Origin of the sequence: Paenibacillus sp. FSL H8-0122 (genome assembly GCF_038005345.1) — a bacterium.
Classification (GTDB): domain Bacteria; phylum Bacillota; class Bacilli; order Paenibacillales; family Paenibacillaceae; genus Paenibacillus_AQ.
This window is the reverse complement of the sequence record NZ_JBBOTB010000001.1, coordinates 4503152-4515194: the sequence shown is the minus strand read 5'-3', so window position 1 is coordinate 4515194 and position 12043 is coordinate 4503152. Positions and strand designations below refer to the sequence as shown.

The following is a 12043-nucleotide window of genomic DNA, read 5'->3' as shown; positions in this document are numbered from 1 at the left end:
TCCGGGCTCGCCGCATAGGTATGTAATACACTTTCTAAGCTTGGTGGAGCAAGTAGGAGCGCAAGAGGAGGCAGCGAGCCATGGATATTTTTGAGCGTATAGCAACGCATCGGGCTGAGAACAACCGTTTGGCGTGGAGCGGCACTTTCAAGGACTATATAGAACTGCTTAAAGTAGACCCTTCTCCCGCCAAAACGGCTCATTCCCGCGTATACGACATGATCAAGTCACACGGCGTCGAGGACATTAACGGACGTAAACGGTATAAGTTTTTTGAACAGGAGATCTTTGGACTGGATCGTGCGGTGGAAAAGCTGGTGGAGGAATACTTCCATTCCGCAGCCCGGAGGCTGGATGTACGTAAACGGATTCTGCTGCTGATGGGACCGGTCAGTGGAGGAAAGTCCACCCTGGTCACGCTGCTGAAGCGCGGCCTGGAGCAATATTCTCGCACGGATGCGGGTGCGGTGTATGCCATTGAGGGCTGCCCGATGCATGAGGACCCGCTGCATCTGATTCCGCTGGAGCTGCGGCCTGAGATCGAACGCGAGCTGGATGTACGGATTGAAGGCAATCTCTGCCCGTCCTGCCAGATGCGGCTGAAGAATGACTACCAAGGGGATATTGAACGTGTGGCGGTTACCCGGGTGCTGTTGTCCGAAGAGGAGCGGGTAGGGATTGGTACATTCAGCCCTTCCGATCCGAAGTCGCAGGATATCGCGGATCTGACCGGCAGCATCGACTTCTCCACCATTACCGAATTCGGCTCGGAATCCGATCCGCGGGCCTACCGCTTCGACGGGGAGCTGAACAAGGCCAACCGCGGGATCATGGAATTCCAGGAAATGCTGAAATGTGACGAGAAGTTCCTGTGGAATCTGCTGTCGCTGACTCAGGAGGGCAACTTCAAGGCCGGACGGTTTGCGTTAATTTCGGCGGATGAGATGATTATTGCCCACACGAATGAGACTGAATATAAATCCTTCATCTCCAATAAAAAGAACGAAGCGCTCCAGTCCCGCATGATCGTCATGCCGGTTCCCTATAATCTGCGCGTCTCTGAAGAGGAAAAGATCTACGCCAAGCTGATCGGCCAGAGCGATATGAAGCATGTTCATATTGCCCCTCACGCGCTGCGCGCGGCGGCGATCTTCTCGATCCTGACCCGGCTCAAGGAGAGCAAGAAGCAGGGGATGGATCTGATCAAGAAGCTGCGCATGTACGACGGCGAAGAGGTCGAGGGCTACAAGGAAGCGGATCTGAAGGAGATGCAGACCGAATACTTAGATGAAGGCATGTCCGGCATCGACCCGCGTTATGTCATTAACCGCATCTCCAGCGCCCTGATCAAAGGCGATCTGCAGTGCATGAACGCGCTGGATGTGCTGCGGGCAATCAAGGACGGTCTGGATCAGCATCCCTCGATTACGAAGGAGGAGCGTGAGCGTTATCTGAACTTTATTTCCATTGCCCGCAAGGAATACGATATTCTTGCCAAAAGCGAAGTGCAGAAGGCCTTCGTTTACTCTTTTGAAGAATCCGCCAAAACGCTGTTCGAGAATTATCTCGACAATATCGAAGCCTTCTGCAACTGGTCCAAAATCCGCGACCCGCTCACCGATGAGGAGATGGAACCGGATGAGCGGCTGATGCGCTCCATTGAAGAGCAGATCGGCATCTCGGAGAATGCGAAGAAGGCCTTCCGCGAGGAGATCCTGATCCGTATTTCCTCCTACTCCCGCAAGGGCAAAAAGTTCGAGTACAACAATCACGACCGGCTGCGGGAAGCCATCGAGAAGAAGCTGTTCACGGATCTCAAGGATATCGTCAAAATCACCACTTCCTCCAAGACACCGGATGAAAGCCAGCTCAAACGGATCAACGAGGTCAGCCGCCGCCTGATCGACGAGCATAACTACTGCCCGATCTGTGCCAATGAGCTGCTGAAATACGTCGGAAGCCTGCTGAACCGCTGACGGAGGCGGCTTCACGGATACTGGGGACCGGGGACTGCCATCAGGCAGTCCTCTTGTCTGTCCCGGAGTTAATTAAGACTTGTACGCTCAGCCAAAAGGGAATATCCCAGGCCATGTTGATGGCTTAGGGATATTCCCTTTAGTCTAGCGAAGTGCCTGATTGGCGAATCCGTGCGGACTGGATAACCGGCAGTGTCAGGGGATTCTTTATCATCCTGAAGAACGCTAATTCTCCTAATCCTCCTGAGAGTCCTTAGGCTCCTGCTCCTTACCGCCAATCTTGAAGCTGAATTGGCCTTTATATTTGCCGAGCTGCCCGCCCACGCCGATGCCTGCGCCTTCGCCGCCGCCGAACTGGGCCTTGGCCTCAGCCCCGACCCCCTTGTTGCCGCCTAGCTGAACATGGGAGTCAAAACCGGCGCCTTGACTGAGACCCAGATGAGCACCCGCATCTGCATCTAGCCCGTGGTCACCGCCGGCCTGCGCCCCCATGTGAACATCGGCTCCCTGCCCGCCGCCGAGCTGGGCCTTGCCCTGCGCGGCGACGCCGTATTTGCCGAAGGCTTGGGCTCCGGCGCTCACTCCGAGGCCCTGCCCGTTACCTAAATGGGAATCACCTTGCGCTTCAATGCCATAGGAGGGGCTGCCAATATGGCCGCCTGCCTGAAGATCAGCGCCGCTGTAGGCCAGATTCCCGCCGGCATGTAAGCCAATGCCGTGTTCGCCCCCGATTTCGCCTCCCGTATCGATATGAATTCCATTTGCTTCAGTCTGACTTGGTCCGGGATGGCCGTCCACCGCCTTATTCGCGGCAGCCGGATGTCCGCTTTCCACGACCTTTTGCGGCTTGCTGGCACTCTGAAGCTGCTGCCAGCCGTCCATTTTGTCCTCCGCAGGGTCATTCTCAAGCTTACTTGGAGCGGCCGGGGGTTCGGAAGCCCTGACAGCTTGAGTATTCCCGGCAGCTGCAGACTTCTGAGCAATTCTCTGAGGGGTCTCCTCAGCGGTCTCTGAATGTACCAGGTAGTGGTAATGCGAATAAGGATAGGGCTGCGGCAGATGCCGATAGCCTGACGAATGGGCTGAACTGCTTGAATCTTCGTTCCTGTAATTCATGCGGGAACCCTCCATTCTTGATTTCATTACAATAGCCTATTCGTCGAAATGGGAAGTGATTCGTATCAGACCAATATAAAAGTACATTGTAATGGCTGCATGGCTGTGCTACATTGTGTGAATGAATTGAAAACGATTCACTCAGGCATGGAGGGCTTATAGATGGAAGATAAGAAGGCAGAGATTTTCAGATGCGGTACCGAGCTGTTCAGCTCCAAGGGCTTCAAGGACACTAATGTGTCCGACATCACCAAGCTGTGCGGATATGCCGTAGGCACGTTCTATAATTATTACGCCTCCAAAGAGAAGCTGTTCATAGAGATCTACCTGCGGGAGAATGAGGAGCTGAAGCGGAGCATGATGGCTAAGGTCGATGTGGATGATGAGCCAGCCAAGGTGCTTAAGCAGATGATGGAGCTTAATTACAGGGGAATGAATGAGCACCCTATCCTGAAGGAATGGTACAATAAAGCACTCTTCAGCAAGCTGGAGAAGGAATTCTATGCCCATGGCGGGATAGAGGGTATTCATGAGATGATGAACAGCGGCATGCTGGAGCTAATCCGGCTCTGGAAGTCCAAGGGGAAAATCAGAACGGATCTTGCGGACGGGATGATTCTCGCTTTGTTCAACTCTATTCCGTATATCGACATTCACAAGGAAGAGATCGGGGCAAGCCATTTTCCGCAGCTTCTGGATTATATGGTGGAATTCATCATGAAAGGCTTGACGGATACGCAGCGCTGATAATATAGCAAGACTGGAACGGTGCCGCATGCCGCTGTCTGCTATAATGTTTTCACCTATGTGTACTGAAAGGCCGGTGAAGTCAATGAATTACAGCAGAGAGATCGGGCAGACGATTGATTATATTGAGGAGCATCTCAAGGACCCGCTGACAGCGGAGCAGATTGCGGCGTATGCGGGTTATTCGCTGTACCATTTCTGCCGGATGTTCAGCCAGTCGCAGGATATGCCGGTCATGGAATATGTGCGCACCCGGAGATTGTCGCGGGCTGCCGTTGAATTGTTCAACGGGCGGAGAATTACGGAGATTGCGCTGGAATATGGCTTCGAGACACCCGGGGGCTTCGCCAAAGCCTTCCGCAAGACCTACGGCTACAGTCCCTCCCAGTATGCGGCGCGGATGAGCGGGTATCTGCGGGACAGGTTGGAGTATGAGATTAAGGCGTATATGGCAGAGCCGGTGAGGGTAGAGCGGCCTGCTTTTAACGTAGCGGGTTACGGGATTGAGACGAATGTGGAGGCGGGGAATGCTACGCAGGATGTCGCTTCTTTCTGGTATCATTACGAGGGCGACAATCTGGAGGACCAAATGTATGCGAAGCTGAATCCGCCGAAGCACGGGGAGGTCGGCTTATGTATACCGTCAGACGCTGGCGGTAATGCTGTGTATCTGCTGGGGGTTATTGTGGAGGACTTCAGTAAGGCCACTCCTGACATGCTTACGGCTGTTGTGCCTGCGGCACAGTATGCGGTATTTACGACACCACCGGTAGACGCTACCGATGAGGCGGGACCGGAGACTTTTGCTGAGGTGGTCAAGAGTACCTGGAGATATATCTTCGAGGACTGGTTCCCAGGCAGCGGCTACATGCATGACGAAGATAAACTGAACTTTGAGTTCTACGACGAACGCTGTCACGCCCGCGTGGATTCCGTGATGGAGATTTATGTCCCTGTACGGGAGCGGGTTTCATGAAATCACTAACCGTTTAATTGTAATATGTGGAAAAATAGTATGAAGGAGCTAACCATGGTCAAACAACGCAAGATTCTACTAACAGTAACCGTATTGTACACGCTGCTTGTGCTTTATTTTATGTTCTTTGCTTTCGGCAGAGGAGAGGCTTCGGATCATACCGTTTACACCTTTATTTTCATGCCTGAAAACTTCATTTTGATGCCGACTCCGTCTGATCTTTTTCCTCCCACCCTGATGGATTTGGTGGGTTTCGGGAACACGCTTGCGTTTGTTCCTTTCGGTATATTGATTCCATGGTTGTACCGGGTCAGCTTCGTCCGGTTCATCACCTTGTTCTTCATCGCGATTCTTGTGCTTGAAACGCTTCAGGCCCTTACCTTCCTGGGCAGCTTCGATATCAATGATGCTCTTCAGAATTCGGTTGGTGCAGCCCTCGGTTTCGGGGCGTACAAGCTTGGCTTCCGTTACCGGAGCCTCGGGCGCAATCTGGCGGCAACGGCTATAGCGGGGTTGGTCCTTTTTATAGCTTTATGGGGACTAGGCGCAGCGGTAAACAAAATAATAACTAAAGTAGAGGGTCCGTTCACAGCGATCACGGAATGGACGGACACCTCGGGCAATTCATCCGCAGACAAACCGGACAGCATTCAAATCAACGGACAGCAGATACCGCTCCGCTATAACCTGTATGGCGCTGAAGGCGGAGATTCCAGAACATTCACGTACAAGGCTGAGGGTCAGACGACTTTCTGCTTCACTTTCGGAAACCCCGAACCAACGGATTATTCCGGTGAGATCAGTATTACCCGGGATGGCCAGGAATTCTTGAATTATACTGGAGATTTTCAGCGTACTAATCCTGAACAGTACCCTGTAGTATACGAGATGCCGGTTGAGCCAGGGCAAGAGCTGAAGATCACGATTAAGGGCGAATTGAAAATATGGGATGTCGGGTATAAGAAGATGCAGTATATTTGGAACTGAGTGCTTAATCTTCCATTAGGAGAGGATAGGTGACAGTAATGAGAATGGCGTTTGTTCTGTTTGACGGCATGACCAGCATGGATTTTGTCGGGTTCTATGAAGCAGTGAGCTGGGTAGCGATCCTGAAGGCGAAGGAGAACGTATCCTGGACCTTCTGCGCTAACAAGGCGGAGGTGAGTGATGACCGGGGGTTGAATATCAAGGCTAATGAGATACTGCCTGATCTGGGGACATTCGAACTGGTGTTTCTCCCGGGCGGCCATGTGACCCGGACGCTCCGCTACGATGAGGACTTCATAAGCTGGATACGGACGGCAGAAGGCGCACGTTATAAGGTCTCGGTCTGCACAGGTGCATTGTTGTTAGGTGCGGCAGGATTCCTGGAGGGGAAAAAAGCGACCACGAACTCGTCTGCCTACGATTTGCTTGCCCCTTACTGCGGGGAAGTCATTAAAGCCCGGGTGGTCCGGGACGGTGATACCTTCACCGGAGGCGGAGTGACGGCTTCAATCGACCTTGGCCTGTACCTGATCGAGTGCTTAGTAAATACAGACACTGCGCGACAGGTGCAACAAAAACTGGAGTACCCCTATTATCAGGCAGGTAACCTGAGCGATATTTACTATCCGTATGAAGAGGAATAATGAGGGTTCAGCAAAAAAAGGCAAGCCCCGTAGCAGGGGGTTGCCTTTTTTTGTCCGTTATAGCTGGGCTGCGGCGTCCAGTTGAACCGCCACGTAGCTTCCTAACTCCACCATGCCTGCACTATCCAGCTTAGTGGCATCGTGTTGCTTGATGACCTCGGCGGTTTTCTGCATCAGCTCCGAGCTGTCGGTATTGCCCAGAACGCGCAGAACTACCAGCGTCTCGCCTTTCTTCAGCTGTTCGGCCAGCTTGGTCTTGTAGGCTTCCAGGGAATCTACTTCAAGTCCTTGCGTCACATAATAATCGTAGGCATTGCTGGTGGCCTTGAACAGAGGCAGCTCATGGTCCAGCCAGTAGGCCTTGTCCATCACATACTCTACATAGGAGGCTGTAGCGTCATTGGAGTTATAGAGCAGATAAGGAAGTCCGGTATTGGTGGCGTTATTGGTCGGGTCAACGTTGACCCATTCGTCGCCGATCTTCACCTTGTTCCAGGCGTGATTCACGCCGCTCATGGTTCCTGTGACGACCATCGAAGGGACCTGGACGAGATCCGAGAGCAGCTGGAAGGTATGGGCATAGCTCATGCATACGCCGACTTTTTTAACCAGAATGCCATAGGTATTGAAAGAATCGTTATACTTCGCATCTACTGTCTTGAACTCCTGCTCCATGGCATTCTCCAGAGCAGCATCGTCATAGGCGGTGTTATCATTCAGATAATCGTAGATTGCCATCTGCTTCTCATCCGCGCTCATGCCTTCCTTGATCACAGCAGCGATTACTTTATCTGCCTCGGCAAGGATCTCCTTCTGCTTGGAGCGGATGGTCTCGGCAGAATCATCGTACTTCACAATCAGCGTCAGCTTCTCATAATCGTAGCCATAGCCGCGGAAGCCGAGAATGAGCGGGTTCTGGTAGACTACCTTCTCAATTACATCGACCAGGGTACGGGCATTCTGCGCCTCCGGGAAGGCTTGCAGCGAGATTTCGGTGTCGCCGTTCATCAGCGTCAATGCGAGATATTCCTCCAGCGCAGAGTCGGCATGAATCAGGTCTGCCCGGATCGTAGTGCCCGGTACCGCCTGTTTGTTGCCTTCCTCTACCTTGCTCTTCGTATTTTCTTTTTGCTGGTCGATGACATTATCTCCAGGTACACTGGCGTTCCCGTTATCGTTGTCGATGATGGTCGGTACGTCCGGTGCAGGCACATAATCCGTGTTATTCTGCGGCTCCACATACCCGGGATTCGCCTTGTTACTCTGGGCGGCGGCAAGACTGGAAATATCCGCTGCCGTCAATTGTGCAACCTGAACATATCCCTTGAGCGCAGTACCTTGAAGCGTGTAGGGGACATCAGTTGGACCGGAAGCCTTAAGAGTCACAGCTCCGGTGTCGTACATCACTGTTACTGAGGCTTTGGAGCCGTCAATGAACTGGACCGGAACGGTCTTGGGCAGCTCTTTGGCATTCTTGTACAATTTCAGGTTGATGTTATCCTCAGGAGCCACAGTGCGCGGCAGACGTTTGGATAACGCTACGGTATCTGCCGAACGGCTGAACCGGGATTCTTTGTCCCCCTGAACGGCAGTGACGTAATATTCCCCTTGGACATTATTATTCTGTACGCTCGTAATCATCTCATCTACTACACCGAGCGCACCGCGTCCGTCCTTCATGAAATCGTTATACGAAGTGCCCTTCACGGTTGCAATCAGCAGCGGACGCTGATCCGCATAGCCCTGCTCGGCGCCGCTGAGCGGCTCATTGATGTTCTCCATTGTAATATGGGAGGCGCTGTAAATATTGTAGCTCTCCGCGCCCGGAACTTCATTCCACACCAGAGTCAGTCTTCCGTCAGGACTGATGTCGGCTTGCAGCGTCGGCGTGGGCAGATCCGATTTCACCGTAAACGGAATAATCACCGGCTGCTTCAGCAGAGTAGGCGACTTGGCATCCAGGTCATAGTTGAGCCGGATGTAGTAGACAGGCGCGTTCCCCCAGGAGCTGGCTCCAGTAGCGCGCAGGGAATCGGAGGGAAGGACGCCGAAGCCGAGTGGCTTGATGGAGTACACGCTTTTGCCGTCAACAAGCTGTGAATCCTCAAGGGTCCCGACCTTACTCTCCGGCAGTGCCTTGATATCGGTATGTACGGATAACGTCTTGCCAATGGCTTCGGAGCCAAGATCGGTATTGAATCTGAAGATGAATTCCATATCCTGCTCCACATTATACATAGGCATGATGCCTGGGCTGTGATCTGCTTCGTCCGAATCATACTTCTGTTTCAGATCGTACACGGTCTGTGAAGCGTCCGGCGGAGGGTTCCCCGAAGTGTTCTTCGTCTCGGCAGTTGCCGTGGCGGCCGGGCTGGATGAAGGCGCTGGACTTCCTTCTTTGCTGCCCCCCATGCAGCCTGTCAGAATCACACACATGATGAGCAGCAGTATTGCCATTTGTTTCACTTTCACTAACGTCCTCTCCCGTCTGGTTTCTGTATGAGAGTAATCATGGACCATCCAGAATTACCCATTATAAATCACAGGAGATATATAACCCATTGGGATACTATTAAAACAAAATTGGGATAATTTATATTTAAGTATTTTTTGCAGCAGGGGATATGGGGGAGGGGGCGCTGAGTAATGGCGGTGATTCATGTTATAATTCACTTACACGTAATCCGCTAGGAAGCGAAGGAGGCAGATCCAAGTGTCGAATCCGGATGAGCAGAGGCAGCATTCGTATCAGGATTGGTTGTCATGGGACGGTGTATGGGAATTAATTAACGGCAAAGCCTATAATATGTCTCCAGCGCCTACAGCCCTGCACCAGTATGTTGTAGGAGAGCTATATTTTGCATTGCGTACGCACCTGGAAAATAAGAGCTGTCATGTGTTTGTCGCTCCGTTCGATGTGTTCTTCAGCGAGGATGATTCTGCTGCAATGCCCGATCATGTCGTCCAGCCCGATCTGTCTGTGGTCTGCTCTAAGGATCAGATTACGAAGAATGGCTGTCACGGCGCGCCCACAATGATTATCGAAGTGTTATCGCCGTCAACAGCTCTCAAGGACTTCAATGAGAAGTTCAATCTGTACCAGAAGTATGGCGTCCAGGAATATTGGATCGTCGATCCCGGCAACCGCACGGTTCATGTATATGCGCTGCAGGATGGCGTGTATCAGGTGAGGGACTTATATTCGGAGCAGGATAGTGTGCGGTCAAATGTGTTTAAGGATTTTCAGCTGCCGCTGGGTAAACTGTTTGACCTCCAAATCTGATACCATTCAAAAACAAGCCGCAGCGTAATTGCACTTAGCAACTACACTGCGGCTTATTGTGCGAAACCATACGTTTCTTTACATAAACTTCCGCTGCACCTTCTTGCCGTCATAGGTGAACAGGGCGTTTTTGTCCTCCACAACGGTCTGCAGATGCACGGTCCGGCCCCAGAGGGCGTAGATATGCGGGAGCGTGCGCTCCAGGTATTTCAGATCCAGCTCGATGCTCTCATAGCGATGGGCAATCAAGAGTTCGCCGTTCCGCTCATAATCGGCATCCTGGACGACGAGGTACGGAGAGCCGCCGTTCACCCGGGCCAGCACCAGCTGGTCGCGCACATTCTCCCAGGCTTTATCGGTGATTTTCCATTCCGGGCCTTTTTTCTCGAAAACATAGAGGTCGAGGTCATTCACCAGTTCTTTCGACAGATAACTGCGGATGAAGGAGAGGTCGGAATCCAGTTCGCGCACCTCGAACATTTTGTCCCGGTCCCAGCGCTTCTCAATGTCCTCGAAAATCTTCAGGCCTAGGTAATACGGGTTCAGGCTCTGGCGGGAGGGCTGCACCACCGATGAATTCAGCTTGGCGTATTCGACCGTCTCTTCGGCAGTCAGGTCCAGCTCGCGCATAATCCGCTGATGCCAGTAGGAGGCCCAGCCTTCATTCATGATCTTGGTCTCCATCTGCGGCCAGAAATAGAGCATTTCGTCATGCAGCATCGTCATGATGTCGCGCTGCCAGTCTTCTAGAGCGGTGGAATACTGCTGAATGAACCAGACGATATCCTTTTCCGGCTCCGGGGGGAAGGTGCGCTTACCGGCGGTTTCGGGCTCTGGCGGGACGTCAGTACTCTTCTCCAGATCCCACAGTTCGCTGTAGGCATTAGGCGGACCAGATCCGCCGGGCGGGGCGTCCTTGCGCTCCTTCATTTTGGCTTCGAGCAGATGAGTCTTGCCCAGCTTGCGCGGCTGGATCAGGCTGGGATCGATATGCTCCTGGATCGCCAGCACGGAATCGATGAAGCTCTCAACGGTGTCTGTGCCATAAGTGACGGAATAATCGTTGATCCGGTCGGCGGTAGCAGCCATGCTCTCGACCATATCCCGGTTGGACATGGAGAAGCGCATATTGTTCTTGAAGAAGTCGCAGTGCGCCAGTACATGCGCCACAATCAGCTTGTTCTGCACCAGGGAGTTGCCGTCCAGCAGGAAGGCGTAGCACGGGTTAGAGTTGATGACCAGCTCATAAATTTTGCTCAGGCCAAAATCGTATTGAGCCTTCATTTTATGAAAAGTCTTGCCAAAGCTCCAGTGCCCGAACCGGGTAGGCATCCCGTACGCACCGAAGGTATAAATAATATCCGCCGGACATATCTCATAACGCATCGGATAAAAATCGAGCCCAAACCCGGAAGCAATCTCCGTGATCTCGGCAATCGACCGCTCCAGCGCTTTAATCTCATCATCACCGGGCATGCATCCATCTCTCCTTCCAGCTTGTAAACCGTTCTTCCTATGTATATGGGGGGAGGGGTGGGAGTATGATGGGGGATGCGCACGGCGGGAGAGGCAAAAGAGTTATTGTACAAAAAACAGCCTAACCACAGTGAATACGCTAAGAGGTCAGGCTATTCTTCATCTGGATCAATACCCCAAAATACATAATGAGACAGTCCAGTATTAGCAAAGTAACAAGCATCGACATACACTTTACGAAGATCCTCGTCAATCCTGTAAATAATGATCACATTACCGATTAAAACCCAGTAGTATCCGTTAAATTCAAAGCCAGGGAAGTCCGATACTCCATCAGCTTTGTATTTCGGCTCATCATTCAAAACGCTTATAGAACGCTTAAAAACGTTTGCTGAATTTACTTTGAACTTCCCCATACGGGCAAGAGCTACCCGCGCATATGTGGTCCACAGAACATTGTAGCGGTCATTGTTCATTCTGGACCTCTTTCAGTAACTGGGCAAACTCTTCTTCGCTGTTGCTATATGTGGAGATTCCATTCTCACGGTCATTTTTGGCTTTGCGAAGCTGTGAAAGAACGTCCTCATCTTTAAAAATGACGGTACTCATTCTCTTCTTCTGGTCTTCCGTAAATTTGGGGTGATCTTCTTTTCTTTGCAATGTAACGTTGAATCCAAAGTTTTCTTCAATTAGCTGGACCAGGTCTTTAAGGTCTACGTAAGATTTTCCTTGAAAGCTCTGTTCCAATTGTTCCTTGGAAATGGACATTCTGCTCACCTTCCTTTTGCTCATTATATCATAAACCAATAGCAATCTTGATGTGTTAAGATTACATTTA

The 12043-nt window shown here is 51.8% G+C and carries 11 protein-coding genes; 6 read left to right on the top strand and 5 right to left on the bottom strand.

Annotation, left to right across the window (positions count from 1 at the left end; genetic code table 11):
• Positions 1 to 80 precede the first annotated feature (80 nt).
• Positions 81 to 1976: a PrkA family serine protein kinase gene (locus NSS64_RS19535; RefSeq protein WP_340942520.1), complete on the top strand. Its 1896-nt coding sequence runs from the start codon at positions 81 to 83 to the stop codon at positions 1974 to 1976.
• A 234-nt stretch (positions 1977 to 2210) separates the two neighbouring features.
• On the opposite strand, the gene NSS64_RS19530 is transcribed toward NSS64_RS19535, so the two are convergent.
• On the bottom strand, positions 2211 to 3092 hold the full coding sequence (locus NSS64_RS19530; RefSeq protein ID WP_341141220.1) for a hypothetical protein: 882 nt from the start codon (positions 3090 to 3092) through the stop codon (positions 2211 to 2213).
• 162 nt (positions 3093 to 3254) lie between these two features.
• On the opposite strand from NSS64_RS19530, the gene NSS64_RS19525 reads away from it, so the two are divergent.
• From NSS64_RS19525 to NSS64_RS19510, 4 genes are all read left to right on the top strand, one after another.
• Positions 3255 to 3839: a TetR/AcrR family transcriptional regulator gene (locus NSS64_RS19525; RefSeq protein ID WP_341141219.1), complete on the top strand. Its 585-nt coding sequence runs from the start codon at positions 3255 to 3257 to the stop codon at positions 3837 to 3839.
• 85 nt (positions 3840 to 3924) lie between these two features.
• On the top strand, positions 3925 to 4815 hold the full coding sequence (locus tag NSS64_RS19520; protein WP_341141218.1) for an AraC family transcriptional regulator: 891 nt from the start codon (positions 3925 to 3927) through the stop codon (positions 4813 to 4815).
• 54 nt (positions 4816 to 4869) lie between these two features.
• Positions 4870 to 5802, top strand: a complete 933-nt coding sequence (locus NSS64_RS19515; protein ID WP_341141217.1) for a VanZ family protein — start codon at positions 4870 to 4872, stop codon at positions 5800 to 5802.
• 38 nt (positions 5803 to 5840) lie between these two features.
• Positions 5841 to 6446: a DJ-1/PfpI family protein gene (locus NSS64_RS19510; protein ID WP_341142848.1), complete on the top strand. Its 606-nt coding sequence runs from the start codon at positions 5841 to 5843 to the stop codon at positions 6444 to 6446.
• A 57-nt stretch (positions 6447 to 6503) separates the two neighbouring features.
• Here the strand turns inward: NSS64_RS19510 and NSS64_RS19505 are convergent, their stop codons facing one another.
• The gene (locus tag NSS64_RS19505; protein WP_341141216.1) at positions 6504 to 8918 is read right to left on the bottom strand and encodes a transglutaminase domain-containing protein; all 2415 of its coding nucleotides are present in this window, start codon (positions 8916 to 8918) and stop codon (positions 6504 to 6506) included.
• A gap of 241 nt (positions 8919 to 9159) precedes the next feature.
• On the opposite strand from NSS64_RS19505, the gene NSS64_RS19500 reads away from it, so the two are divergent.
• Complete coding sequence (locus NSS64_RS19500) at positions 9160 to 9729, top strand: Uma2 family endonuclease (RefSeq protein WP_341141215.1); 570 nt, start codon at positions 9160 to 9162, stop codon at positions 9727 to 9729.
• Positions 9730 to 9807: 78 nt separating this feature from the next.
• Here the strand turns inward: NSS64_RS19500 and NSS64_RS19495 are convergent, their stop codons facing one another.
• The 3 genes from NSS64_RS19495 to NSS64_RS19485 all read right to left on the bottom strand — a co-directional run bounded on the left by NSS64_RS19495 (position 9808) and on the right by NSS64_RS19485 (position 11973).
• Complete coding sequence (locus NSS64_RS19495; RefSeq protein ID WP_339254999.1) at positions 9808 to 11205, bottom strand: SpoVR family protein; 1398 nt, start codon at positions 11203 to 11205, stop codon at positions 9808 to 9810.
• Positions 11206 to 11357: 152 nt separating this feature from the next.
• On the bottom strand, positions 11358 to 11681 hold the full coding sequence (locus NSS64_RS19490; protein WP_341141214.1) for a hypothetical protein: 324 nt from the start codon (positions 11679 to 11681) through the stop codon (positions 11358 to 11360).
• Positions 11671 to 11973, bottom strand: a complete 303-nt coding sequence (locus NSS64_RS19485; RefSeq protein ID WP_341141213.1) for a hypothetical protein — start codon at positions 11971 to 11973, stop codon at positions 11671 to 11673. The genes NSS64_RS19490 and NSS64_RS19485 overlap by 11 nt, the downstream gene beginning before the upstream one ends.
• Positions 11974 to 12043 lie beyond the last annotated feature (70 nt).